General features: G+C 45.9%; 17 protein-coding genes. 13 read left to right on the top strand and 4 right to left on the bottom strand.

What is annotated here, in order from left to right; translation table 11 throughout:
• The first annotated feature begins 116 nt into the window (after window positions 1–116).
• The 3 genes from cobN (at window position 117) to QUA58_RS16700 (ending at window position 6,904) form a co-directional block, all read left to right on the top strand.
• Window positions 117–4,004 (top strand): cobaltochelatase subunit CobN, encoded by a 3,888-nt coding sequence (gene cobN, locus QUA58_RS16710; protein WP_333394940.1) that lies wholly within the window; start codon window positions 117–119, stop codon window positions 4,002–4,004.
• 75 nt (window positions 4,005–4,079) lie between these two features.
• On the top strand, window positions 4,080–5,678 hold the full coding sequence (locus QUA58_RS16705; RefSeq protein ID WP_333252542.1) for a hypothetical protein: 1,599 nt from the start codon (window positions 4,080–4,082) through the stop codon (window positions 5,676–5,678).
• Window positions 5,679–5,983: 305 nt separating this feature from the next.
• Window positions 5,984–6,904, top strand: a complete 921-nt coding sequence (locus QUA58_RS16700) for an NAD(+) kinase (RefSeq protein ID WP_333252541.1) — start codon at window positions 5,984–5,986, stop codon at window positions 6,902–6,904.
• 449 nt (window positions 6,905–7,353) lie between these two features.
• On the opposite strand, the gene QUA58_RS16695 is transcribed toward QUA58_RS16700, so the two are convergent.
• Window positions 7,354–7,947, bottom strand: a complete 594-nt coding sequence (locus QUA58_RS16695; RefSeq protein ID WP_333252537.1) for a transposase — start codon at window positions 7,945–7,947, stop codon at window positions 7,354–7,356.
• A 361-nt stretch (window positions 7,948–8,308) separates the two neighbouring features.
• Between QUA58_RS16695 and QUA58_RS16690 the strand changes: the two genes are divergently transcribed.
• From QUA58_RS16690 to QUA58_RS16660, 7 genes are all read left to right on the top strand, one after another.
• On the top strand, window positions 8,309–8,794 hold the full coding sequence (locus tag QUA58_RS16690; protein WP_333252533.1) for a hypothetical protein: 486 nt from the start codon (window positions 8,309–8,311) through the stop codon (window positions 8,792–8,794).
• Between the two features lie 172 nt (window positions 8,795–8,966).
• Entirely contained in the window at window positions 8,967–10,940 is a 1,974-nt protein-coding gene (locus tag QUA58_RS16685; protein WP_333252532.1) for a carbamoyltransferase, read from the top strand.
• Between the two features lie 137 nt (window positions 10,941–11,077).
• Window positions 11,078–11,485: an SxtJ family membrane protein gene (locus tag QUA58_RS16680; protein WP_333252531.1), complete on the top strand. Its 408-nt coding sequence runs from the start codon at window positions 11,078–11,080 to the stop codon at window positions 11,483–11,485.
• Window positions 11,486–11,650 (top strand): DUF5989 family protein, encoded by a 165-nt coding sequence (locus QUA58_RS16675; RefSeq protein WP_333252530.1) that lies wholly within the window; start codon window positions 11,486–11,488, stop codon window positions 11,648–11,650. It begins immediately after the preceding gene.
• Window positions 11,651–11,654: 4 nt separating this feature from the next.
• Window positions 11,655–12,887 carry an SGNH/GDSL hydrolase family protein gene (locus QUA58_RS16670; RefSeq protein WP_333394938.1) on the top strand — a complete coding sequence of 411 codons (1,233 nt, stop codon included), beginning with the start codon at window positions 11,655–11,657 and terminating at the stop codon, window positions 12,885–12,887.
• Between the two features lie 13 nt (window positions 12,888–12,900).
• Window positions 12,901–14,226 carry a hypothetical protein gene (locus QUA58_RS16665; protein WP_333394936.1) on the top strand — a complete coding sequence of 442 codons (1,326 nt, stop codon included), beginning with the start codon at window positions 12,901–12,903 and terminating at the stop codon, window positions 14,224–14,226.
• Between the two features lie 6 nt (window positions 14,227–14,232).
• Complete coding sequence (locus QUA58_RS16660) at window positions 14,233–15,567, top strand: hypothetical protein (RefSeq protein ID WP_333394934.1); 1,335 nt, start codon at window positions 14,233–14,235, stop codon at window positions 15,565–15,567.
• A 191-nt stretch (window positions 15,568–15,758) separates the two neighbouring features.
• On the opposite strand, the gene QUA58_RS16655 is transcribed toward QUA58_RS16660, so the two are convergent.
• Window positions 15,759–17,090, bottom strand: a complete 1,332-nt coding sequence (locus QUA58_RS16655; RefSeq protein WP_333252525.1) for a hemolysin family protein — start codon at window positions 17,088–17,090, stop codon at window positions 15,759–15,761.
• Between the two features lie 344 nt (window positions 17,091–17,434).
• Between QUA58_RS16655 and mfd the strand changes: the two genes are divergently transcribed.
• Window positions 17,435–21,007, top strand: coding sequence for a transcription-repair coupling factor (mfd, locus tag QUA58_RS16650; RefSeq protein WP_333394932.1), 3,573 nt, complete (start codon window positions 17,435–17,437; stop codon window positions 21,005–21,007).
• 132 nt (window positions 21,008–21,139) lie between these two features.
• Window positions 21,140–21,793 carry an S-layer homology domain-containing protein gene (locus QUA58_RS16645; RefSeq protein ID WP_333394930.1) on the top strand — a complete coding sequence of 218 codons (654 nt, stop codon included), beginning with the start codon at window positions 21,140–21,142 and terminating at the stop codon, window positions 21,791–21,793.
• Window positions 21,794–22,221: 428 nt separating this feature from the next.
• On the opposite strand, the gene QUA58_RS16640 is transcribed toward QUA58_RS16645, so the two are convergent.
• Window positions 22,222–22,938: a heme oxygenase (biliverdin-producing) gene (locus QUA58_RS16640; RefSeq protein WP_333059514.1), complete on the bottom strand. Its 717-nt coding sequence runs from the start codon at window positions 22,936–22,938 to the stop codon at window positions 22,222–22,224.
• A gap of 777 nt (window positions 22,939–23,715) precedes the next feature.
• Window positions 23,716–25,656: a DNA topoisomerase (ATP-hydrolyzing) subunit B gene (gyrB, locus tag QUA58_RS16635; RefSeq protein WP_333394928.1), complete on the bottom strand. Its 1,941-nt coding sequence runs from the start codon at window positions 25,654–25,656 to the stop codon at window positions 23,716–23,718.
• Between the two features lie 263 nt (window positions 25,657–25,919).
• On the opposite strand from gyrB, the gene miaA reads away from it, so the two are divergent.
• Window positions 25,920–26,843 (top strand): tRNA (adenosine(37)-N6)-dimethylallyltransferase MiaA, encoded by a 924-nt coding sequence (miaA, locus tag QUA58_RS16630; protein WP_333394926.1) that lies wholly within the window; start codon window positions 25,920–25,922, stop codon window positions 26,841–26,843.
• Window positions 26,844–26,903: the final 60 nt, after the last annotated feature.

Here is a 26,903-nt window from a genome sequence, read left to right as displayed (position 1 = left end):
GGTTTGCCGGGGATGTCCGGGTTGGAAACAAGCCCTAGCCTCTATTGATGTATAAGTCATGTTATACTCAAGGCGATCGCACCTTCTCTCACTATTTATTAACATAAAAAAAAATAATGCACAAAATAGCTGCCACACCCGGAGGTTGGAACCCTCAAGCAGAAGGAGTAATTTTTATTCAGCAAACCCCAGCGCCAATAGTATTTATTAGTGCTGCTGACACCGACATTCAAACTCTCGCAGCCGCCGCATCCAAAATGCCGGCAAAATTTCCCAAAGTGCGGGCAGTAAACCTGCTTCAGTTGCAGCAACAATTAACAATTGATACTTATGCTGAGGAAGTTTTAGAACGCGCAGAGGTCATAATCTTAAGACTTTTAGGAGGGCGTTCTTATTGGTCTTACGGGTTAGAAATTCTGCGGGAAACTGTGCAGAAAACTAACGCCTCACTGATTGTAATGCCGGGAGAAGACAGTCCCGATCCCGATTTAATCAGCCATTCCAATGTATCGCTGTCAGCAGTCAATAAACTGTGGCGCTATTTCACAGAAGGTGGAGTCCAAAATTTTGTTAATGCACTAAAATTTGCCGCCGATACTTGCCTGAAAACTGCTTACAATCCACCGCTACCTCAAACAGTTTCCCGCGTCGGAATTTATGATTGGATCGGGCGCGGGGAGGCGTGTTTTGAAACTTTTCAATCAGATTCATATCCCCCTAAATCCCCCTTAAGAAGGGGGACTTTGACAACTTCTTGCTCCCCCCTTATTAAGGGGGGCTGGGGGGGATCTCCGGGTTTACCCACTATAGCTAAAGTGGGAATTTTATTTTATCGCGCTCATTATTTATCAGGAAACTTAGCACCGATTGATGCACTTTGTCAAGCTCTAGCAGAGCGAAACTTAGTACCGGTTCCCGTCTTTGTGTCTTCTCTGCGGGAACCAGATTTGCAAATAGAATTGCTGGAATATTTTCAACCAAAAGAATCTGAACCCGTTCAATTATTGCTCAACACCACAAGTTTTGCAGTCTCCGGTTTCAGCAGTCAAGAGCCGGAACAAAACAGCTTAAACTCCTTAGATGTTCCTATCTTGCAAGCAATCTTCAGCGGCGGCGGTTTGGAACAGTGGGAAACTGAATTACAAGGACTTTCGCCCCGCGATGTGGCGATGAATGTAGCATTACCCGAAGTAGACGGAAAAATCATTACTAGGGCTGTTTCTTTTAAAGCCGTACAGACTTGGAACGATGAATTAGAAACAGATGTGGTAGGATATGTCGCAGCGGGCGATCGCATTTCATTCGTAGCAGATTTAACGGCGAACTGGGTGAAAATGAAACAAACCCCAGCCGCCAACAGACGCATCGCCATAATTCTCGCCAACTATCCCACTCGCAACGCCCGCTTAGCCAACGGTGTCGGCTTGGATACGCCCGCTAGCTGTGTGGAAATCCTCAAAGCTATGCAGCAAGCCGGTTATCAAGTTGAAAATATCCCGGCTAACGGTAATGAGTTAATTGAACTGCTGACTTCGGGCGTGACAAATGACCCGGAAGGACGCGAATTGCGGCCTGTTAATCAATCTTTGGATTTAGCAGAATATCAGAAATATTTTGCTACTTTGCCGCAGGAAGTACAAGATGGTATTTCTAAAAGATGGGGAATTCCCAGAATCCACGCACAGGATTTAATCGCTAACAATACCTCTTTTCCGATTCCAGGAATTCAATTCGGCAATGTATTTGTGGGAATTCAACCATCGCGGGGATACGAACTAGACCCAGCCTTAAACTATCACGCCCCAGATTTAGAACCAACTCACAATTATCTAGCTTACTATTACTGGCTGCGAGAAAAATTAGGAATTGATGCGATAATTCATGCGGGAAAACATGGGAATTTAGAATGGCTTCCCGGTAAAAGTATCGCCTTGTCTAACAAATGTTATCCCGAAGTAGCATTAGGCGCGATGCCGAATTTTTATCCCTTCATTGTCAACGATCCGGGGGAAGGTTCCCAGGCAAAAAGACGATCGCAAGCCGTGATTATCGACCACCTGACCCCGCCGATGACTCGCGCCGAACTTTATGGGCCGTTGCAGCAATTGGAAGCCTTAATCGACGAATATTGCGAAGCCCAAAGCTTAGATCCGTCCAGATTACCGATGATTCGCGATCGCATTGTAGCCCTCACCAACCAGGAAAATCTAGATAAAGACTTAGGTATCCAACTCAATAAATCGGAATTTACCGAATTCATCACTCGCACCGACGGCTATCTTTGCGAACTCAAAGAGTCCCAAATTCGCGACGGATTGCACATTTTCGGTCAATGTCCTGAAGGTAGACAGTTGCGAGATTTGATAATTGCGATCGCCCGCCATCCTAGCACAAATCGCGCAGGCTTAACCCGCTCCCTCGCCAAAGACTTAAACCTAGATTTCGATCCCTTAACTATAGCAGGCGACTTAACAGCCGAATTAGAAGAAAAAGCCGCTGAATTAGTAGACAATTTAATCGAAAATATCCGCGTTCATCAGCGTCCATCTGCGGTTACAAATTTCCAAATAGGAGAAGCAACTCAACAAGAATTAGATTGGATTGCCAACTATCTTTTACCCTCACTGCTGCAAACAAACCAAGAAATTACTAACCTGTTGCGCGGACTAGATGGGCGACACATCCCCAGCGGCGCATCCGGCGCGCCCACCCGCGGCAGAGCCGATGTATTGCCCACCGGCCGCAATTTTTACTCAGTAGATATCCGCGCCATTCCCACAGAAACCGCTTGGAGAGTTGGCAGAGTTGCGGCCGAAACTTTAATCGAAAGATACACTCAAGAAAATGGCGAATATCCCAAAACTTTGGGTTTGTCAGTGTGGGGAACATCGACAATGCGGACAGGGGGAGACGACATCGCCGAAGCCTTAGCATTAATCGGAGTTCAACCGATATGGGATGGGCCTTCGCGCCGGGTTGTAGATTTTGAAATCTTGCCTGTTGCTGTTTTGGGGCGGCCGCGCGTTGATGTGACTTTGCGGATTTCTGGCTTTTTTCGCGATGCTTTTTTTAATTTAATTGATTTGTTTGACAGTGCGGTGAAAGCTGTAGCAAACTTAGACGAACCAGCGGAAGATAATCCTTTAGCAGCACAAGTTAAACAAGAGATTTTGGATTGGGAATCGGCGGGTTTGAGTCGAGAAGAGGCCGAAGTGCGATCGCAATTTCGAGTCTTTGGTTCAAAGCCGGGGGCTTACGGTGCGGGACTTCAGGGCATAATTGAAGCTCAAAACTGGAGAGACGATTCTGATTTAGCAAAAGCTTACATTAATTGGAGCAGTTACGCCTATACTTCCTCTAGTTCCTCAAATTTGCCGGGAGATGTAGCAGGAATTAAACAGAGTGAATGGGGATGTTCCGCGCCCGAAGCATTTACACAACGCCTCGGCCAAATGCAAATAGTTCTGCAAAACCAAGACAATCGCGAACATGATATCCTCGACTCCGACGATTATTATCAATTCCAAGGTGGAATGACGGCGGCAATTCGCAATTTGCAAGGCAAAAATCCTGAAACTTATTTCGGCGATAACTCGATTCCCGAAAATCCGAAAGTGCGACAACTGAAAGAAGAAATTGCGCGGGTTTATCGCAGCAGGGCGGTAAATCCGAAATGGATTGAAGGGGCGATGCGTCACGGTTATAAAGGTGCTTTTGAAATTGCCGCAACGGTGGATTTTTTGTTTGCTTACGATGCTACGGCAAATTGTGTTGAAGATTTTATGTATGAGGGAATCGCACAGGCTTACATTTTTGATGAAAAAGTGCAGGGATTTATCCAGGAAAATAATCCTTGGGCGCTGCGTGATATGGCGGAAAGATTGTTAGAAGCTCGTCAACGGGGGTTGTGGCAGAGTGCGAGTCAGGATACGCTTGATAAATTGCGATCGATCGCCCTGCAAGCCGAAGCAGTCATCGAATCCCACACAGAAATACGCAATTAAGGCCGCGATCGCCGCCAGACACATCTGGCCGTTTGCGGTAATATCTACTAATGTTTCGCCAACGGTGAAAGCTGTATGATTCGCCGCTATATTGCTAGCCTGACCATTAACATCTTAAAACTTACCTGCGGCGCCGCAACCGCGATCGCCCTAACAGCCGGATGTTCGCAACCCAACCAGCCCAACAGCCCTGGGGCATCTAACACCATCGAACCTGCAGCCCTAGCGGAGCCACCAACCTCTGTGTTAGCTAAAAACGCCAACCAAGCCCAAAAATCCGTCAGCGTTGCCTCCTGCACCCGAAACGACCCATTTGCGGAGTCAGTTAACTTTGCCACCGAAGCTTCTAATTTGGCTCAATCAGCCAATTCAAAACAAGACTGGGACGAAGTAGCAGCCCTGTGGGTGCAGGCCGTCGCCTGGATGCAAGCGGTTCCCCCCGGCAGTCCCAGACGGGCGTTTGCTGAGAAAAAAGTAATCGAGTACATGAGAAACCTGGTTTATTCCCAACAGCAAGCGAGCGCAACCCGATCGCAAGCCAGTACAGTCAGTTTCAGCAGCGATTTACTCAACGAACAACTAGAACTTTACCTATCCTACGTTGCGACTGTCGGGCCGCCAGATGTTTTGATTGTCGGCAGTTCCCGGGCATTGCAGGGCGTAGATCCCAAACAGCTAAAACAATCTTTGGCCGCCAGCGGCCGTCCGGGCTTAAAAGTATTTAACTTTTCAGTCAACGGCGCAACTGCACAAGTAGTTGACTTTCAACTACGGCGGCTTTTGAAGCCCGGTCATTTGCCTCAAATGATTGTCTGGGCAGACGGTGTGCGGGGATTTAACAGCGGCCGGGACGATCGCACTTTTAATTCGATCGTCGATTCCGAAGGCAGTCAACTTTTAGCAGCAGGCATTCGCCCCCAACTGGAGTCCGACGAGCCCAACGTGATTCCGCTGTGTTACAGATTCCCGCAGCCCTGCGCTAAAAACACTTTCGGTAAAGCATTTACCTCTGTCGATCGACTTTTCAGGGGCGGGCAAGATGCCCACCCCACAGTCAAATTTATGTCTAGTGGAACAGGCATCTTGCCTGTTGCTTTTAGGGGCGGGCAAGATGCCCACCCCACAGTCAAATTTATGTCTAGTGGAACAGGCATCTTGCCTGTTGCTAATAATGCAGCGCCACCAACAACAGTAGCCCTCAGACAAGTCAACCAATTGGCAGATTCGATCGACTCCAACGGATTCATGGCTATGTCGGGCAAGTACAATCCCAACACTTATTATCGAGAACGCGCTTACGTTTCAGGCCAGTACGATCGCGACTACGAAAACTTCAACCTCGGAGGCAAACAAGCAACAGCCTTTAATTCAGTTGTAGCATTTACCAAAGCTCGCAAAATTCCCCTAATTTTCGTTAATTTGCCTCTCACCAACGACTACTTAGACGGAACTCGCCTGTGGGCAGAACAGCAGTTCCGGCAGCGAATGCAGCAACTCTCGCGGCAAAAAGGCTTCGCTTTCCGCGACTTGTCGCAGCGGTGGCCGGGCCGTAACGACTATTTTGTTGACCCCAGCCACCTCAACCGCTTTGGGGCGATCGCAGTTTCTCGCCTACTCGCGGCCGATTCGAGCATTATCTGGCCGCGGCCCAAATCCAGCCGCAGCGAGGGGTAATGGAGGGAGTGGGAGAGAGGGAGAGAATTCTTTTTCTCATTTCTCGTTTCCTCGTTACCAGGCAGAACCTGGTAACGCAGATCCGGAGGCTCTGCCTCGAAATTGTGAAAAATGCTGCAAGATATCAATTAGACTTATTGCATAAATCTTTGATGGATAGGGAAACCGCAGATAAACGCAGATAAACGCAGATAATTTCAAGATACTTTGCGAGTTTTGCAATCTAGTCTAGTCTAAAATCTAATAATCTAATAATCTAATAATCTAAAATCCAAAATCTAAAATCTAAAATTGATTGATTCATTGTGCAACTAAAACAAGTAATTATCGCCCACAAAGCCAGAGATACCCTCAGCCAACGGTGGGCAGAACAGTGTGCCCGCCAGTTAGAAAGTCGCGGGTGTCAAGTTTTGATGGGCCCCAGTGGCGCGAAAGATAATCCGTATCCGGTGTTTTTAGCTTCTAGTAACAGTCCAATTGATTTAGCAGTGGTTCTGGGGGGCGACGGTACGGCCCTGGCTGCGGCCCGGAATTTAGCTGCTGACGGCATCCCGATTTTGGCGGCGAATGTGGGGGGACATCTGGGTTTTTTAACCGAGTCTTTTGAGGATTTCCAAAATACTGAGGAGATTTGGGACAGACTTTCGGAAGATAGGTATGCTGTGCAGAAGCGGATGATGTTGCAGGCGACGGTTTTTGAGGGAAACAGAACCAATCTGGAACCCCAAAGCGATCGATTTTTGGCACTAAATGAAATGTGTGTCAAACCTGCTTCTGCCGATCGAATGCCGAGCTGTATTCTAGAAATGGAAGTTGACGGCGAAGTAGTCGATCAATATCAAGGCGATGGTTTAATTGTGGCAACTCCCACCGGTTCGACTTGTTACACTGCATCTGCCAATGGGCCGATTATGCACTCGGGAATGGACGCGATCGCAGTTACTCCGATTTGCCCTTTGAGTTTATCCAGTCGAGCGATCGTCCTGCCGCCCGGTTCAGTTGTCAGCATTTGGCCTTTAGCAGATTACGAACTCAGTACCAAACTCTGGACAGACGGCATTTTAGGTACTGCAATTTGGCCAGGACAGCGCGTAGACGTGCGGAGGGCAGACTGCGAAGCCAAGTTTATCATTTTGCGGGAAAACTATTCTTATTACAACACTTTGAGGGAAAAACTTCACTGGGCAGGAGCCAGAATTCGGTACAGCAACAATCACCGCAATTAATCCAAATCATCCACCATTATAAATCATTAAACGGTAGGGGCGGGTTTAGCCCTCAAATTGTGAAATCACAAACAATCTACAGGCAAAACCCGCTTTTTTCCACCATTAAACGGTAGGGGCGGGTTTAGCCCTCAAATTGTGAAATCACAAACAATCTACAGGCAAAACCCGCCTTTTTTCCACCATTAAACGGTAGGGGCGGGTTTAGCGAAAATACTTGTGAAATCACAAACAATCTACAGGCAAAACCCGCTTTTTTCCACCATTAAACGGTAGGGGCGGGTTTAGCGAAAATACTTGTGAAATCACAAACAATCTACAGGCAAAACCCGCCCCGGCCCAACGCAAAATCCACAGACTTGGTGCAATAGATCAAGGAGGAGGAGGAGAGGGCGGGTTTTGAATAAAATTATTGGTTGGGATGTTAGAGATTGTGGCTAAACCCGCCCCTACTTTAAATCCAATTGCCATCCCAAATCTCTAATTTTTCCATCCCATTTACAGATATTATTAGGATGCAATTCATCCCGGTCTTCCCAATTCATAGGATTGTTTATAATGTATTCACGAATTCTCTGCAATGATTCTTGACTGCGAATAATATGTTCATAATAACCGCGCTGCCATACAGAAACACCAGTCAGTTTGCGATGTCTATTAATACTGCGGGCTGAAAATGTTTTGAAACCACGAATAATTTCTGGAATCCCGTGACGCTGGGGGCGGAATTGATTTAGTCTAGCCGACAAATCATTATTCGCAATCACTTGGTTATCCGTTAATAAAATAATGCCATGAACGTGATTCGGCATAATAACAAATTGATCTAATTCAACATGGCGATGATGTTTAATCAAATTATCCCAATATAACTCAATGATTTCACCATAACGACTTAACTGCATTTTGCCACTGACAATATCGCCAAATAAATTTTGGCGCTTCCACGTACAAATAGTGACAAAATATGCTCCGTTTTGTGTATAATCGTATCCTTTGAGACGAATCGATCGACGGTGATGTTTGTCTGGATCGTATTTCATAATCAGCTACAGACGTTTTTCTGATTAACATATATTTTGGCACTCGTAGGGGCGGGTTTAGTCACAATCCATAACATCCCAACCAATAATTTCATTCAAAACCCGCCCTCTCTCTTCTCCTTGATATATTGCACCAAGTCTGTGGATTTTGCGTTGGGCCGGGGCGGGTTTAGCCTGTAGATTGTTCGTGATTTTACAGTTTTTTGGGCTAAACCCGCCCCTACCAATATTATTTTACTTAGAACCATAGGAATAGATCAACCCCCCCCCACCCAATTATCAAATATTCTGCGACTTACAAAAACCCGCCCTCACCCAACTCTGTTAAGATCGCTCAATATCTTGACAAACCGCCCGATCCATGCAAACTTTCAAAAAATCAACCAGACCTTTCAACTCTCAAGATACATATCCCTGTCCCGTCTGTCGCACCGGTGAAATTGCTACGATGCCGATGATGGAAGCTCTAGCTTGCAACTTCTGCCAGCACATTTTTACCGCCAGCGAAGAAAGGCAATCGCTCCAAATGGCCGATCGCCAGCCGCCGGTAACTTGGCACTGGAATGGCAAAAAATGGATAGGAGCACACCTCGAAGGCGTAGAATTCGGATGGCCTTATTTTGCCGCAGCGATCGGGCTAATCTTCCTTCCTACCACCTTGCTCGGACTTTCAGCTTACTACTTTCCCCCGGTTCCCGGCAGCCGGTTGTCGTGGCTGCCCGCAGCTTGGACTGGTTTAGCCTTTTTGTCCCATTTAGGCATAGTGCTGTGGTTGGTAGGCGAATTTTATCAATTCCCCGCGGCCACTTACTTGAGAGCTTGGGGGCGCAGGATTCGCAGGCGCTAGCTGGCTGGTGTCAGACGGTTGAGGGGCCGCGCACCGAGATTTATTTCGGTAAAATTTAAGTAAAATTGGAGGCGATCGCAAAAGTCAATTCCAAATCAGCATTACTAAAGCTATAATCATTAGCTATTCTAAATACTCAGATACGAGCGCATAGCGATTTGTAAGGAGAGCGATGAACATACTTGGAATCTCGGCGTACTACCATGACAGCGCCGCAGCCTTAATTTGCGATGGAGAAATTATCGCCGCAGCGCAGGAAGAAAGATTTTCCCGCAAAAAGCACGACGCCAGATTTCCCAAGAATGCGATCGCCTATTGCCTAAAAGAAGCGAACATAGAATTACGGGAAGTCGATCGCATAGTCTTTTACGACAAACCATTAGTCAAATTCGAGCGCCTTCTCGAAACCTACTTAGCCTACGCACCCCAAGGTTTTCGCTCTTTCCTAGCCGCCATGCCCATATGGCTGAAAGAAAAGCTTTACCTCAAAACCATGCTCAAAAGAGATCTCGCAGAAATAGCCAACTGCAAAACCAATAAACTGCCACCTCTGCTATTTACCGAGCACCACCAATCCCACGCAGCCTCAGCATTTTTCCCCAGCCCATTCCAAAAAGCCGCCGTTTTGTGCCTCGACGGCGTAGGCGAGTGGGCCACAACCTCCGTTTGGCTGGGAGACGGCAACCAACTAACACCTCAGTGGGAAATCGATTTTCCCCACTCCCTAGGTTTGCTTTATTCAGCTTTCACCTACTACACAGGCTTCAAAGTCAACTCTGGTGAATACAAACTCATGGGTTTAGCGCCCTACGGCGAACCCAAGTATGTAGACAAAATTCTCACCCATTTGATGGATCTCAAAGATGACGGAACTTTCCGTTTAAACATGGATTATTTCAACTACACAGTTGGCTTAACCATGACAAATAAGAAGTTTGACGAACTGTTTGAAGGGCCGCCGCGTCAAGGTGAAGGACAACTGACTCAGCGGGAAATGGACATTGCAGCTTCCATTCAAGTTGTTACTGAAGAAGTTGTTTTGCGGCTTTGCAGAACAGTTAAAAAAGAATTGGATGTCGATTATCTTTGTCTCGCGGGCGGCGTTGCTCTCAACTGCGTTGCTAACGGCAGACTTTTGCGGGAAAATATTTTCAAAGATATTTGGATTCAACCGGCAGCGGGAGATGCTGGCGGTGCTTTGGGCGCGGCTTTGGCGATTTGGTATCAGTATTGCGAACAAACTCGCACTGTGGGCGACGAGTTACCTGTCGCAAATAATCTCAAACAAGAGAGGAGTGAAGTCCTTACTCCGAGCGGGGAGGAGAGGACTGAAGTCCTTACTACAAGCCAAGCTGTCGCAACAGTGGCGAAGTCGGTGGCTCATTTAACTTGTCACGACAAAATGCGCGGTTCCTATTTGGGGCCAAGGTTTACAGACGCAGAAATTCTCGAATATTTGGATGCTGTCAAAGCTAGCTATCACCGATTGGACGATGCCGAATTGATGCCGCAGTTGGCGGAAATTTTGGCACAGGGAAATGTCGTCGGATGGTTCCAAGGGCGGATGGAATTTGGGCCGCGGGCTCTGGGCGGGCGATCGATTATTGGCGATCCACGCAATGCTAAAATGCAGTCTGTGATGAACCTAAAAATTAAATATCGGGAATCATTTCGACCTTTTGCACCGTCAATTTTAGCCGAACGAGTTGCGGATTATTTCGAGATTGACCATTCTAGCCCTTATATGCTATTGGTAGCACCTGTCAAGTCCAGTCTCCGTATTCCGATGACTCCCGAACAAGAGCAGTTGTTTGGCATTGAAAAGCTCAACATTCCGCGATCAGAAATTCCGTCTGTCACCCACGTCGATTACTCGGCTCGCATCCAAACAGTTCACAAAGAAACCAATCCTCGGTACTATGACTTAATCAGTCATTTTGAAGAGCGATCGGGCTGTTCGATTCTGGTAAATACTTCCTTCAACGTCCGAGGCGAACCCATTGTTTGTACTCCCGAAGATGCTTACCGCTGTTTCATGCGAACCGAAATGGACTATCTGGTTTTAGAGAATTACTTGATTCCTAAATCAGAACAAATTCCTTGGAAACAAGATGATGCTTGGAAAAATGAATTTGAACTAGATTAGCAAAAAGAGCGGGTTTTCGAGTTTTTTTATAAGAGAAAAAATTCCGCCTAAAACCCCCTAAAAACTACCTACCTTCTTTTTTCATCCGTTACATCCGTTACATCCGTTACACAATCCGCTGCCGAACTTCCTTCACAATGAGCGACGAAATAAAAAAACTCGATAAAAAAGGCTTGCGCGATTTCGGGCTGCTAATTGGCGGCTTAATTGCAGTGCTGTTCGGTTTAGCAGTACCTTTACTGCGACGCGGTTCTATACCTTGGTGGCCTTGGGCAATCGGCGCAGTCCTAGTTGTGCTAGCATTAGTTGCGCCGAAATCGCTGAATCCCGTTTATCACGCATGGATGTGGTTTGGACTTACCCTCAACAAGATCGAAACGCCGATCGTCCTTGGGATAGTTTTTTACCTGATAGTTTGGCCGATGGGAGTTATCAAAGGCCTGTTTGGCGAAGATGCAATGCGGCGCAAACTCAATCCCAAAATGGATACCTACCGCATCCCAAGCAAAACAAGAACAAAAGTTAGTATGGAGCGTCCTTTCTAAGTGTTTGAAGCAACTTTAGACTTTATCAAAGATTTGTGGGCGTTTATGCAAGAACGCCAAAAGTATTGGCTGATACCCTTAATTGTAACTTTAGTATTTTTGGGAGCTTTGATTGTATTGAGTCAGGGTTCTGTGATTGCTCCGTTTATTTACACCCTGTTTTGAAAGAATGAGCAAGTTGAAAAATTTGGGTATCAACTTAGGTTTGATACTCGGCAGTTTATTGATGGGGGTGGTAATTAGTGAAGTTGGATTGCGAGTTGCTAGAGTTGAGGGCTACCCAAAAATTCCTGATGTCGCAGACTCTGCACCCACAGGTTTCCACACTGCCGATCCCGATTTGGGCTGGAAGCTCAAACCCGGTGTGTCGGGGGAGTGGAACGGCGAAGGTGAGAGTTTTGTGCAGGTGAATAGTGAGGGTTTGCGCGATCGCGAACACACAAAAGCCAAACCTCCCAACACTCTCAGAATCGCAGTTTTGGGCGATTCTTTCACCGAAGCAATTCACGTACCTGTCGAACAAACTTTCTGGTCGAAATTGGAACGAAAGTTAGGCAACTGCGAAGCTGTTAAGGGACGCAAAAATGTTGAGGTCATGAATTTCGGGGTGCAGGGCTACGGTACTGCTCAAGAATTGATAATGCTGCGAAAAAAAGTGTGGGATTACAGTCCTGATATTGTAATTCTTGCCTTTTTTGTGGGCAATGATGTGATTAATAATTCGCCGAAACTAGAATACGATCGCTACCGACCATTTTTTGCTTATGATGCTAGCGGCAAGTTAGTACCGGATATGTCTTTTCGCAATCTGGCGCCGATCGATCGCAACGAAAGAGCAGTTTCCTTCGTAGACCTAATGCCCAGTTTGATCGTCAACAATTCGCGCATTTTGCAGGTCATTAAAAAAGTAGACTTAGAGCGGAAAAAGCGGGAGTTATCGGGACACTTTACCACTTTAAGTACCCTGAACCTCAAGGAACCTCAAGATGCAGCTTGGCAAGAAGCTTGGAGAGTGACAGAGGGTTTGATTGTGACGATGCGGAATGAAGTTGTGCAGAAAAATGCTGATTTCTTGGTTGTGACAATCGGCGATCCGATGCAAGTTAGACCGGAGGCCCAGCGGCGAAAAAATTTTATGAAAAAGAACAACATTCAGGATTTGTTTTATCCCGATAGGCGGCTGGAAAAATTGGGCGCGCGCGAGGGTTTTCGGGTACTAAATTTATCCGAACAGATCCAAGGTTACACTGAAAAATATCAAGTCTGCGCCCACGGTTTTGAGAATTCTGTACCCTGTGGGGGTCACTGGAATGAACTCGGACACCGACTGGCTAGTATCCTGATTAACCGAAATTTGTGCGAAAATTTGAAGCAGTCTCAAGTACCCAAAAAACAACCCTAAGCCGTCAAATTTCATGAAAGATTCAACGGTATTCAAAAAAAGCAAAAATATATTAATTATAATTGCGGTTAATTTGGCGATCGCCTTTATTTGTCTGGAAGCCTTGTCGCTAGCTTTTTATTTTATCAATCAAAAACAGTTTTTTTATACCAGAACGAAAGGCAAAGAAAAAGCAGTAGAAGATATTGAAAGGATTGGAATTAGACTAGATGAATCTATCGTAGAAAGACTGCACCCGTTTTTTGGATACGTGCTCAAACAAGGTGCTTTTCCTAATGAAAACTTAAAATTAAAAGTCAACAAAGAAGGCTTTTATTCCCTCTACGAATATCCGTTTATTAAAACTAATAAAAATCAATTTATTATCGGAATTTTTGGCGGTTCAGTTGCGAATAACTTTGCAGTAAATGAATACGTACATCGTAGATTGTCTAACAAATTGAAGACTTATCCAGAATTTGCCAACCAGGAAATTATTGTTTTAAATTTCGGTAACGGCGGCTACAAACAGCCCCAACAATTACTAATTTTAAATTACTTTCTGACTTTGGGTCAAGAGTTAGATTTAGTCATTAATATTGACGGTTTTAACGAAGTAGCACTGTCAAATTTAAACAACAAAGCCCAGCTAGAAATAGGTATGCCCAGCGTTCAGCACATACAGCCGCTGACGAGTTTAGCCAACAACAACTTGTCGCCGGAAGCGATGAGTTCGATCGTGCAAATTAACGAAAACAAAAAACAATTGAAAGCAGGTATTGACAAATTGCAAACTTGTCAACTTGCTTTGTGTCACGCTGTCACCTCGCTACAGGTGAAACAATTACTCAACAATTACCAGCAAGCCGTTGTCAAGTACGACGCGCAAGTCAAACAATCCAACCCAGACACGGCAAATAGCGGTATAGTATACATTCCCAAAGCTGACTTTGTTTTGCAGGATGCCGCTGCTTTTGACAAAATGGCATCGATGTGGTACGAATCGTCGATTGGGATGAATCAAATTTTATCAAGTAGACAGATTAAGTATTTTCACTTGATCCAGCCCAACCAGTATTATCCCACTAAGCGAGCCTTTACCGCCAAGGAAAACGAAATTGCGATCGACCAGAAGAGTCCTTACATTGAAGGAGTGAAAAAAGGTTATCCCGTATTGTTGTCCAAAGTCGATGATTTGCAAAAAGCTGGGGTCAATATTTTTAACGCCGTGAATATTTTGGACAATACAAAAGAGACGGTTTACAAAGATGCGTGCTGCCACTATAATTCAGTGGGAGAGGAAGTATTGGCAAACTATGTTTCCAGTTCGATTATTAAAGTAGTAAGAAAGTCGAAATAGATATTTATGAAAGATTTAAAGTTTTTCAAAACAGGGCAAGAAGTTTTCAAGCTCGCTCTAGTTAACTTAGTGCTTTTACTTGTTTTCCTCGAACTCGGCTCCTTGGGATGGTATTTTGTCAAGCACAAGCAATTTTTCTATACTAGAGAAAAGGTGCAAAATAAGTCGGATTTAGGAATTAATTTAGAAGGAGTACGGCTGAACAAGTCTGTTGTTGAAAGATTTCATCCTTTTTTTGGGTTTATTCAAAAACCCAGCCCCGATTTTAGACCTGGTTTTAAAGTCAATAATTATGGGTTTATTTCTCCTTACGATTACCCTCTCAAAAAAACTAAAAATAATCAGTTTTTTATCGGAGTTTTTGGCGGTTCTGTGGCTTCCGATTATGCAATATTTCAAGTTCAGAATCAAATTTTACCTAAATACCTCAAACAGTTGCCCGGTTTAAAAGATAAAGAATTTGTAATTTTGTCTTTTGCGACGGGAGGCTACAAACAGCCGCAGCAATTATTAATTTTAAACTACTTTTTGGCTTTAGGTCAAGAATTAGATATGGTTGTCAATATAGATGGTTTTAATGAAGTAGCACTTTCTAATTTAAACAATAAAAATCAAGTCGATTTAGCGATGCCAAGCATTCAGCATATTTTGCCGCTCGCTAACTTCGCGAATAATAGCCTTTCTACTAAGGCTATGGAAGCAACTCTCAGAATTCAAGAAAATAAAACTAGGATTAATCAGGGTTTGTCAAGTTTGCAAAACTGCTCTTTAGCTGCGTGCGATGCTTTGACTTCTGTTTACGTTCAAAATCTAGTAAATAACTATAAAAGAGATGTCATTAAGTTTGAAAAAGAACGGACTAAACAACAAAAAGATGACAGTAGCAACGTTATTTATATAAATACTAATAAGTCGGTTTTACCGGATTCAGTAGCTTTTGACAAAATGGCCTGGAATTGGGCAAAAAGTTCAATCTTTATGCACAAAGTGCTGTCAGCTAGTAATGTGCCTTATTTTCATGTTCTTCAGCCTAATCAATATTATCAGACGAAAAGGGTGTTTGGTAAAGCTGAAAAGCAGATTGCTTTTAACAAGGAGACTCCTTATGCTAAATCTGTACAAATTGGATATCCGGCTCTTTTAAAAAAGTTTCCGAATTTACAAAAAAATAATATTAATATATTGAATGCTGTAAATGTATTTGATCGGACTAAAGAGGCTGTTTATGTAGATAGCTGCTGTCATTACAATCAAACTGGAGAGGTGGTTTTTAGTGATTATGTGGGCCGTTCTATTCTGGAAGCTTTGCGGAAGGATCGGGCTAGGAGTAATAAAAAATAATGAGATATAGAAGACCGGGCGGTTGAAACCGCGTCTATACAGACAAAACCCGCGACTCGACTTCGCTCGCCGAACACCTCCGCGGGTTGAAGACAGAGCCGTGAAAATTACGTTTTTTTCTTCAGTCCGCAGAGGCGGACTTCCTTTGTGTAGACGCGGTTTCAACCGCCGTCTGATCTTTTGGGCGGTTTTTAGCTTTTTGCTTCGATTTTAGCTCGATCGCCCACAGAGTCGATCGGCATTACCAATATCTTATCAACACGGTTGCCGTCCATATCCACGACTTCGACTCGCAAACCGTTCCACTCAAAATGCTCGGCTGCTGTCGGAATCTTGCCCAAATTTGTAATCACAAAACCGCCCATTGTGTGGTAACTTCCCCTATTTTCTGACGATATTTCATCAATTCCAAACAGTTCAAAGAAATCATCGACCGGCAACATTCCGTCTAACAACCAAGAACCGTCTTCGCGCTGCACGGCTTGCGGCTCGTCGGCATCTTCTATTGAAGGAAAGTCGCCAACGAGTTCGACTAAAATGTCGTTAACTGTCACCAATCCTTGAATGACTCCATATTCGTCAACCACTAAGGCAATTTGATTGCTAGATTGCTTAAAAAGCTCTAATACTTTCAAACCGCGCGTGCTTTCCGGCACAAATAAAGGCCTCCGCAAAGAAGCACTTAAATCGAGGGGTTGACCTGTTAAATTGCGAGATAACATATCGGTAACGTGTACTAAACCGACAACGTTATCGAGTCCGCCCTGACAAACTGGAAACCGAGAATGACCGCTGCCGAGCATTTTTTGGCGGTTTTCTTCTACTGAGTCGTCGAGGTCGAGCCAGGTAAGGTCTGGTCGCGGAGTCATTAAGGCGCTGACTCGCCGATCGCCCAAACGAAAGACTCTTTCTACCATGTCTTGTTCGGCTTCTTCAAAGGTTCCCGCCTCGGTTCCTTGCTCGATTAAAACTTTGATTTCTTCTTCTGTAACTTGCGGTTCTGTTGAAGGCACAATCCCCATAATCCGCAAGATTAAGTCAGTGGAATAACTTAAAACATACACTGCTGGCGCGCCAATTTTTGAGAGCATTCGCATGGGAATAGCGACACTAGAGGCGATCGGTTCGGGGTTGTTGAGGGCCAGCCGCTTCGGCACGAGTTCGCCGATAATTATGGTGAGGTAAGTTATGATTAAAATTGCGACGACTGAGGCGATCGGCTTAGAGTAGGGTTCCAAGGCCGGAATCAAGCGCAACAGAGGCTCTACCCTTTTAGCAATCGTCGTTTCTCCGAAAGCGCCGGACAGGATAGCCAGTAGCGTAATCCCGATTTGAACAGTGGGCAAGAACTGATTCGGGGCATTAGCCAGATCCAAAGCTACACGGGCATTGATCGAACCCTGGTTTGCCATCTGTTGCAGTCTCACCTTCCGTACTGAGATGATGGCCATCTCTGACATCACAAACACGCCATTGAGGAAAACCAGCAGGAGAACAATCAGAATATCGGTACTTGGGGACATTTCTCAAATTATCGATGGTAAAGACGAAGCGCGTTTCCCGGTTAGTCGATTTGAGATTTGAGATTCTAGATTTTAGACTCAATTGAATCTATAATCTGGGGATCTGTCAATCTCGACCGACAATCTCGATTTGGCGATCGACCTGTCCCTAGATTAACGGAACTGGCTTGCTGCGATCGCAAGTTCGAGATATTTATAGAAGGCCTCTAGCAGAAATCTACCTGTAGTTGAGTGGCACTGCCAACATCCGATCGCCACAATGATAGATGTTTGTCGTACAATCTTCCTTACTAGCCAGAGGGAAAGACCTCCCAAGGCCGATCGGGGATTAAAATTAACAGCTCATGACTTTCTCTTCGATAATTCGTACTTTGGGGCGATCGCCCCTAGCAACAGAACTCCTCAACAAGCTCAAACGGCATCACTGCTTGCAACTCGCAGGCATAGCCCGCTTGCCCAAAGGTTTAGTAGCTTCCGCCCTCGCACAGCAAGAAGGACGGAGTTTACTGGTAGTGACAGCAACTCTGGAAGAAGCAGGCCGCTGGGTGGCCTCTCTAGAGGCAATGGGCTGGCAAACCGTACATTTTTACCCAACTTCGGAGGCTTCGCCCTACGAGCTATCTTACTCCGACGAGAACGAAATGACCTGGGGACAAATGCAGGTGCTGGCGGATTTGGTGGACAAGCAAGAAAAAACCGCCAATCAGTCCAAGCCGATCGCCATTGTCGCCACAGAAAGAGCCCTGCAGCCTCATTTGCCACCTCGAAGTGATTTTGAACCCTACTGTCTGACGCTGAAGCGAGGTGCGGTTCAAGACTCGAAGATACTTGACCGCCAACTCGTGTCGATGGGGTACGATCGGGTGGCTCTGGTGGAAATGGAGGGTCAGTGGAGCCGTCGCGGTGATATTGTCGATGTGTTTCCGGTGGCGGCTGAGTTGCCGGTGCGGCTGGAGTGGTTTGGGGATGATTTGGAGCAAATTCGGGAGTTCGATCCGTCTTCGCAGCGATCGCTCGATAAGGTCGAGCGATTAGTTTTAACTCCTACTAATTTTAACACAATTATTAAAGCAGTTTTATCTGAAAAAAAGCTTGACGCAATCAACCACCTAGGCTCTTTCGACCCCGAAACTGAAGCGGAAAATGAAGGGGAAAAATTTGTCCGCAGGCTGTTGGGTTTAGCGTTCGAGCAACCTGCATCTTTGTTGGATTATTTGACAGAAAATACTTTAGTTGTTATTGACGAACCCCAAGGGTGCGAAGCTCACAGCGACCGCTGGTTTGAGAATGCACAGGAACAGTGGAATAATTGCAATCGAGAATCGGAAGTTGCTGAGGCGGGAACAGAAAAATTGGCAATTGCTAATTTGAAAGTTCCGAAAATTCACCGCACTTTTGCTGAATCTATGGCAGATGTCGCAGCTTTCGACAGGCTAGAACTTTCAGAATTGGCAGAAGATTCTACTGCTAAAAAATTTCAAAGCTCTGCGGAGAGTGACCAGCTAGCGCCTGCGATTAATTTGGCTTCTCGGCCTGTGCCGGTGATGCCTCACCAATTTGCGAAGCTGTCTCAAATGCTCAGGGAAGAGCGCGATCGGGGTTTTACCATTTTTCTGGTTTCTGCTCAACCCAGCCGATCGGTTTCTCTGCTGTCGGAACACGACTGTCCTGCCCAGTTTGTGGTGAATCCGCGCGATTTTTTGGCGATCGACAAGCTGCAACTGCAGCACGTTCCGGTTGCTTTGAAGTACAGCGGGCTGGCAGAATTGGAAGGGTTTATTCTGCCGACTTTTCGGATTGTTTTAATTACCGATCGGGAATTTTACGGTCAGCATTCTCTTGCTACTTTTAGCTACGTCCGCAAGCGCCGCCGCGCTGCTTCTAAGCAAGTAGACCCGAATAAATTAAGCCCTGGTGATTATGTGGTTCACCGCCAGCACGGAGTGGGTAAATTTATCAAGTTGGAACGTTTGACGATCGATCGGGAAACTCGCGAATATTTAGTGCTGCAATACGCTGACGGTACTCTCAGGGTGGCGGCAGATCAATTGGGCGCGTTGTCGAGGTTTCGGACTGTCGGCGATCAAGTACCGGATCTCAACAAGCTGACAGGCCAAACTTGGGAAAAAACTAAAACAAAGGTTCGCAAAGCTGTTAAAAAATTGGCAGTGGATTTGCTGAATCTTTATGCTAAAAGAGCTAAACAAACAGGTTACGCTTTTCCTCCTGATATGCCTTGGCAGCAAGAATTAGAGGATTCTTTTCCTTACCAGCCAACGCCGGATCAGTTGAAGGCAACTCAGGATGTGAAACGCGACATGGAGGGCGATCGACCAATGGATCGCTTAGTCTGTGGCGATGTCGGTTTTGGTAAGACAGAAGTTGCTCTCAGAGCTATTTTTAAGGCAATTACAGCGGGCAAGCAGGTGGCTTTGCTCGCGCCGACGACAATTTTGACCCAACAGCACTATCACACGCTCTCTGAGCGTTTTTCCCCTTATCCGATCGAAGTTGGTTTGCTCAATCGCTTTCGCACTGAAACCGAGCGCCGGGAGATTCACAAGCGTTTGGCGACTGGGGAATTAGACGTGATTGTTGGTACTCAATCTGTTTTGAGCAAAGCGATTAAATTTCGGGATTTGGGCTTGTTGGTGGTGGATGAAGAACAGCGGTTTGGAGTTAAGCAAAAGGAAGCGATTAAAGCTCTCAAAACAGAGGTAGATGTTCTGACTTTGACAGCAACGCCGATTCCCCGGACTTTGTATATGTCGCTGTCGGGGATTCGCGAGATGAGTTTGATTTCGACTCCGCCTCCCAGCCGGCGCCCGATTCAGACGCATTTGGCTCCCTATAACCCGGAAGTGGTGCGATCGGCAATTCGTCAAGAATTGGACAGGGGCGGTCAGGTTTTTTACGTAGTGCCGCGGATTGAGGGGATTGATGAGTTGGCCGCTCAGTTGCAGGAGATGGTTCCGTCTGCCAGAATTGCGATCGCCCACGGTCAAATGGATGCTTCGGAATTAGAATCGGTCATGCTGACTTTCAGTGCGGCAGATTTCGATATTTTGGTGTGCACGACAATTATTGAGTCGGGTTTGGATATTCCGCGAGTCAATACTATTTTAATTGAAGACGCGCAGCGCTTTGGTTTGGGTCAGCTTTACCAGTTGCGGGGACGGGTGGGACGCGCGGGGATTCAAGCTCATGCTTGGCTGTTTTATCCGAAGCAGAACCAACTGTCTGATGCTGCAAGGCAGCGGCTGCGGGCAATTCAAGAGTTTGCCCAGTTGGGTTCGGGCTATCAGTTGGCCGTCCGAGATATGGAAATTCGCGGTTCGGGTGATGTTTTGGGTAATGAACAGTCTGGTCAAATGGAGGCGATCGGTTTTGATTTGTATGCTGAAATGTTAGAGGAGGCTATTCGGGAAATTAAGGGTCAGGAAATTCCGAAAGTGGAGGACGCGCAAATCGACCTCACTTTGACGGCGTTTATTCCTGCTGACTACATCGCAGATTTGGATCAAAAGATGAGCGCTTACCGGTCTGTGGCTTCTGCTAATACCTCAGAAGAGTTACAGCAGATTCAGGCTGATTGGTGCGATCGTTATGGGCCAATTCCTCTGCCAGCCCAGCAACTTATCCGTGTGGTCGAACTCAAACAAATCGCTAAAAAAATCGGTTTTTCTCGCATTAAACCGGAGAATAAGCAGAACATAGTTTTGGAAACATCGATGGAAGAGCCTGCTTGGAATTTGCTCAAGGCTAATTTGCCGGAACATTTGCGCTCTCGTTTTGTCTACAGCAAGGGGAAGGTTACTATTCGGGGTATGGCGGTTTTGACGGCCCAAAAGCAATTGGATAATTTGATTGATTGGCTGGGTAAAATGCAGGGCGCTTTGCCGGAAGCAAATCTTTGATTTTAATACATAATCCCCAAATCTCGCGCACCGCCGAAACCACAGAATAATACCGATGGAACCATAAAAAATATTACTGCTGTTTTCATGATGGTTTTAGCGACAGAAAGGATTAAAATCGTGAAAAAGTTAGTGAGTATTTTTTTGGCGATCGCCCTACTGCAAGGAGTGCCTATGGCGGTTCAATCTCAAGACATAATTGACCCGATCGACCGGGTTGTGAGTGCAGGGTTGATGAATAAAGATGCTAGTGGCAATTTTAATGCTGAGGGCCTTGTCAGTCGGGCAGATTTGGCGATGATTTTAGTGAAAACTTTTGGTTTGGAACGGCGGAAAACCGCTCAGAAACCCGATCGGGAATTGCCGGACGTACCGAAGAGTTACTGGGCTTACAGTGCGATTCAAACTGCTTTGAAAACGGGAACGATGAGTGGATATCGCGACGGAATGTTTTTTCCCAATCAAAGGGTGACTCGCGCTGAAGCTTTGGCGATTTTTGCTCAAGCTTACGGGGTTTTTCAGTTTCCAGATCCCAGCATTTCCGAGATTTTAGCTAAGTATCCCGATGCAGGCGAAATTCCTAATTGGGCTAGAAAGTCTATCGCTACTGCACTTTATGAAGGGTTTGTTAATGTTGATATCGTAACTAATAAGATTAATCCTTTGAAGCCCATGACTCGTGGGGATATTGCTTACGCTTTGAGCAAGTATTTGGAGCGACAAGTAAGGCCAACTTCTTTGCCTGTCCGGGACGAGGAGCCTCCTAATCGCGGCGTGGGTCGGTGATAGTTGTTCTGCATTTAAATTTAATTTTTTGGGCGGGCAGGATGCCCACCCCACAAGAGTTTCAATAAACAGGATTATGAAAATTAAATGCACACCAGCTTACTTGTGAGTTGTGGGAACCGTCAAGACGGTTAGGACGTTCTTAATTCATTTTTCCCTCTTCCTTCTTACTTCTTCCCTCTTCCTTCTTACTTCTTCCCTCTTCCTTCTTACTTCTTCCCTCTTCCTTCTTCCCTCTTCCCTCTTCCCTCTTCCTTCTTCCTTCTTCCTTCTTCCTTCTTCCTTCTTCTATAAAAAGTCGATCGCCCGCAATTCAAATACCATGCAAAATCCCGGAGCTTTGGTGACTGTAAAAGCAGCCATCAAACCCCCAGGATTTAAGGTTTTCCTCTTAAACGAGGTTCAAATTATCCCGACTGAGCTTTAACTCAATCAGCAGTAGCCAATTCGGTACTGGCGCCACCGCGCTTCCGTGTCAGGGTATTGAAAAGCATCTGACCGACAGCTTTAATCAAATTACCTTCTAACTCCATGAACATCTTCATGTTCATACCAAAAGCTGCATTAGCTTCGTCAACAATTCGCTCTGCTGTTGCTTCGTCAATCGGCAGTTCATTCATTGCCTGACGGTAGTTAGCCTTGAATTCTTTTTCATCAGGAATATCCTGGAATTCATAGAAAGCAGTGCCTTCTCCCTCGGAAAGATTCATCCCGCGCTGGGCAATTCCCTTCAGGATTTGTCCGCCGGATAAATCGCCCAAGTAGCGAGTGTAAGAGTGAGCTACTAACAGTTCTGGTGCGGTCGCCGAAATCTCGTGAATCCGCTGCACATAAGCTTTAGCTGCGGCTGACGGAGCTACTTGTTCGCGCCAATTCGCACCGTAGTAGTAGAACAAATCTTGCTCTAAGCTTTGTTTGCGATTCAACTCAGAAAAGTAAATTTTTGAAACAACCGGATGCTGCTTTTGGCGTTCCATTTCCTCTTCGATTGCCGAGTAGACAAAGTAGAGGTTTCCTACTAACTTCCGGTAAGAAGTTTTTTCTACAACGCCTTTTAAAAAACACTTGACAAAACCGACGTTTTCTGCCATTGTGTGGGACTTTTTGGTTCCCTCACGCAATTTGGTCGCTAAATTGATGCTCATAAAAAAATTCGGTAAGTGGGAAACTCAGCGTCTTTAGACCTGAGAGGGAAACGGCTCGGCGGTTTCAACCGCCGTGAATCTTTGCATTACACGAGGATTGCTAGATTCGGTGTAATGAATCTAATGTACTTTCGATGGGACACTTCGGCTACGCGAGCGTGCATCGAAATTACCCTCTCAAATTTTGCAACCCGCGATTACATAATGTTTGCTCTTTCGAGCCTCCCTTTCGGGGTAATGTTAGCTTCGACAAAGTTAACGGCCGGTACTATATCTAGGACAATGATTTAACCCAATAAGTCTGTTTAATCCTAAATTTCTAGAGCAAGGAACTAGCTTCGCATTCCCTGGTAGGTCTTTAACTCTTACCGTTAACGTAGTACCAAGGTACTGAGTCTGGTCAACTGTGGTTTAAGTCTTAGGCTAGAAGCCCAATCTCTTTAGACCTGGGTCGTTGACGCTATATTGTCCAACCTTCTATTTTTGTGGTAGTTGATGGATGCGCCAAAAATCTAAAAATTACCTAAGTGTTTACCTTAGATCGATTTGATGAGAGATTGTATTAATTTTTATAACAAAAGTTGCAGTAGTCAGTTGGCGGTAGTCAGTTGGCGGTAGTCATCAGTCATCAGCCACTAACTAATGACTAATGACTCATCTTTACCAGCAAACAACTGTCAAATGTCAACTGCCAACTGCCAACTGTCAACTGTCAACTGCCAACTGCCAACTGCCAACTGCCAACTGTCAACTGTCAACTGTCAACTGTCAACTAACTTAGATGTCCAAGTCGAGCATATTGAGTTTGGGGCCGTAGGTTTCGATGAATTCGCGGCGGGGGGCGACACGATCGCCCATTAAGATCGTAAAGATGCGATCGGCTTCAGCAGCATCCTCAATCTCCACCCGTTTCAGCGTCCGAGTTGCTGGGTTCATCGTCGTATCCCACAACTGTGTCGGCATCATTTCACCTAAACCTTTGAACCGCTGGACGGTATAGTTAGCATTCGCCGGAAATTCATTGCGGATGAGAGCATTCCTTTCGCGTTCGCTGTAACAGTAGTAATGATTGCGTCCCCGTTCCACTTTATAGAGAGGAGGACAAGCAATATAGATGTAACCTTGTTCTACAAGTGCGCGCTGATAGCGGTAGAAAAAAGTCAGCAACAGCGTGCGGATGTGAGCACCATCTACGTCAGCGTCAGTCATAATTACGATGTGGTGATACCGCAATTGACCCGGATCGAATTCTTCGCCTTTGATGCCCAAACCCAGGGCTGTAATTAACGATTGAATTTCGTTATTTTTGTAGATTTTGGCGTCGTCGGTTTTCTCAATGTTGAGAATTTTACCGCGCAAAGGCAGGATTGCTTGGAATTGGCGATCGCGCCCTTGTTTGGCAGATCCGCCCGCAGAATCCCCTTCAACCAGGTATATCTCAGACAGGGCGGGGTCTCTGGAGCTACAGTCCGCTAATTTTCCAGGCAAAGGAGACGATTCTAAGACGGATTTTCGGCGCACTAAATCGCGGGCGCGGCGGGCTGCTTCAGCGGCCTTAAATGCCTGAATTGCTTTTTCCAAAATAGCGTCAGCTACCTGGGGGCGAAACTCCAAATATTCTGTTAATACTTCGCCTACCAAGGAATCGACAATTCCCCGAACTTCTGTATTTCCTAGCTTCGTTTTAGTTTGACCTTCAAATTCTGGGTCTGGGACTTTGACCGAAATCACGGCTGTCAAACCTTCGCGCACGTTTTCGCCGGCTAGGTTGGGTTCGTTCTCTTTGATTTTGTTGCGCTTGCGGGCGATCGAATTCATCGTCCGCGTCAAAACAGCCTTCAAACCTTCTAAGTGCGTCCCTCCGTCGATCGTCCGAATGTTGTTAGCAAAACCGAGAACATTGTCGCTAAAAGCATCAACGCACCACTGCAAAGCCACTTCTATCTGCACGTTATTGCGTTCGCCTTGCACGTAAATCACTTCTTCGTGCAGAGGCTGCTTTTCACGGTTCATGTAGGCGATGTATTCCTTGATTCCGCCCTCATAACAGTAAGTTTCGATGCGAGGTTCGCTACTTTTGAGCAGTTCCAAACGGTGGTCGCTAAATGTAATTCTAACGCCAGCATTCAAATAACCCAATTCTCGCAAGCGCCCAGCGAGTATAGTGTAATCAAATTCAATACCAGTGCTAAATATTTGAGTATCTGGCAAGAAAGAAACTGAAGTGCCGGTGCGATTGCCTTTGTTGGGCTTGGCATTAAGTTCAGTAACTGGATTGCCTCTTTCGTAGCGCTGTAAATGTTCTTTTTGGTCGCGCCAAACTGTCACTTCTACCCACTCGGACAGGGCGTTAACAACAGAAATACCTACACCGTGCAATCCTCCAGAAACCTTGTAGCCACCACCGCCAAATTTACCGCCGGCGTGGAGTACAGTCATTACTGTTTCTATTCCCGATTTGCCAGTCTTGGCAACGATGCCGGTCGGAATACCCCGGCCGTCGTCTGTCACGGTGACGGAACCGTCGGCGTTGATGTCAATCTCGATGTGAGTGCAGTGGCCAGCCAGCGCCTCATCAATGGAATTGTCCACAACCTCGTAAACTAGATGGTGGAGTCCTCGCGGGCCGGTGGTACCGATGTACATCCCCGGCCGTTTACGGACTGCTTCGAGACCTTCGAGAACTTGAATCTGGTCGGCGCTGTAGCTGCTGGTCATACAAAAATAGCTCCAATAATGAGGTCTAAAGCCCCAAAAGCTTCTAAAATGGGAAAACTTCTAAAATTATAGCATAAAACCGTTAAAGGCGATGCTAGGGCTTTCTGAAGGGAAATTTATCGGGGGTAGGGAGGGGAGTAGTTTTGAGATGGCTTCGGGATTTGCCAGGTGTAGCGCCGTCAATCAGCGGAGGGAGAGAGGAGAAGGGGATTTGACGGTTTTTATGGGGAAATGAAAGATGATTTTTAAATGTGCGGCGGCTTATGTTTAGATTAATTACGATTTGTGGGGCGACGGCGACGGGGAAGTCGGGAGTGGCTGTGGCTTTAGCTTCGCGACTGCAATCCTCGATTCTGAGTGCGGACTCCCGTCAAGTGTACCGCGAATTTGACATCGGAACCGCAAAACCGACGGCGGTCGATCGCACTTCTGTACCGCATCACTTAATTGACATCTGCGATCCGACAGAAACAATGACACTAGCAGAGTACCAGCAGCAAGCTCAAAAATTAATTGCTGCTGTCGATTTTCCTGTTTCTCCCCCCCTGTTGTTGGTTGGAGGGACGGGGTTATATATTAAATCGATTGTCAAGGGTTTAAAAATTCCGAGGGTAGCACCGATGCCCGAATTGCGATCGCAACTTGCGGAACTCGGACAATCTCAATGTTACGCGATGTTGCAGCAGGTCGATCGCTCTGCCGCCGAGAAAATTCACCTGAATGACCCAGTAAGAACTTTAAGAGCACTGGAAGTATTTTATGTCACCGGTCGCCCTATTTCCGAACAGCAGGGCGAAAATCCTCCCAATTATCCTATTTTACAAATTGGGTTGGATTGCGCGATCGATGTTTTGGTCGATCGTATCAAACAGCGCACCGAACAAATGCTAGAACGCGGTTGGATGGCTGAAGTAGAATATTTGTGTAAAAAATACGGCTGCGACTTGCCACTGTTGAACACGCTGGGTTATCAGGAAATGAAACAATATTTGGCGGGCGACATTAAGCTAGAAGACGCCAAAGAATTAACAATTTTGCACACGCGGCAATTTGCGAAAAGACAGCGCACCTGGTTTCGAGCTTATCCTGAAATTGAATGGTTTGATGTTAGCACGCCAGATTTATTGGAGCGAGTTTGGCAGAAAGTGCAAGAATTTGTCAACGAAGATTTTGGGGCTCGCAAATAATCATGTTAATAAGTTCGTAGTAAGGACGACCATGATCTAAGAAAGCTGTGAGATCATATT

Source organism: Microcoleus sp. N9_A1 (assembly GCF_036701795.1).
GTDB lineage: Bacteria > Cyanobacteriota > Cyanobacteriia > Cyanobacteriales > Microcoleaceae > Microcoleus.
Note: the sequence above shows the minus strand (reverse complement) of the source record. Positions and strands in the feature narration are given on the sequence as shown.

Coding starts and splice junctions, on each gene's coding strand:
- cobN (WP_333394940.1), top strand. CDS start 117: ATGCACAAAATAGCTGCCACACCCGGAGGTTGGAACCCTCAAGCAGAA.
- QUA58_RS16705 (WP_333252542.1), top strand. CDS start 4,080: ATGATTCGCCGCTATATTGCTAGCCTGACCATTAACATCTTAAAACTT.
- QUA58_RS16695 (WP_333252537.1), bottom strand. CDS start 7,947: ATGAAATACGATCCAGACAAACATCACCGTCGATCGATTCGTCTCAAA.
- QUA58_RS16690 (WP_333252533.1), top strand. CDS start 8,309: ATGCAAACTTTCAAAAAATCAACCAGACCTTTCAACTCTCAAGATACA.
- QUA58_RS16685 (WP_333252532.1), top strand. CDS start 8,967: ATGAACATACTTGGAATCTCGGCGTACTACCATGACAGCGCCGCAGCC.
- QUA58_RS16680 (WP_333252531.1), top strand. CDS start 11,078: ATGAGCGACGAAATAAAAAAACTCGATAAAAAAGGCTTGCGCGATTTC.
- QUA58_RS16670 (WP_333394938.1), top strand. CDS start 11,655: ATGAGCAAGTTGAAAAATTTGGGTATCAACTTAGGTTTGATACTCGGC.
- QUA58_RS16665 (WP_333394936.1), top strand. CDS start 12,901: ATGAAAGATTCAACGGTATTCAAAAAAAGCAAAAATATATTAATTATA.
- QUA58_RS16660 (WP_333394934.1), top strand. CDS start 14,233: ATGAAAGATTTAAAGTTTTTCAAAACAGGGCAAGAAGTTTTCAAGCTC.
- QUA58_RS16655 (WP_333252525.1), bottom strand. CDS start 17,090: ATGTCCCCAAGTACCGATATTCTGATTGTTCTCCTGCTGGTTTTCCTC.
- mfd (WP_333394932.1), top strand. CDS start 17,435: ATGACTTTCTCTTCGATAATTCGTACTTTGGGGCGATCGCCCCTAGCA.
- QUA58_RS16640 (WP_333059514.1), bottom strand. CDS start 22,938: ATGAGCATCAATTTAGCGACCAAATTGCGTGAGGGAACCAAAAAGTCC.
- gyrB (WP_333394928.1), bottom strand. CDS start 25,656: ATGACCAGCAGCTACAGCGCCGACCAGATTCAAGTTCTCGAAGGTCTC.
- miaA (WP_333394926.1), top strand. CDS start 25,920: ATGTTTAGATTAATTACGATTTGTGGGGCGACGGCGACGGGGAAGTCG.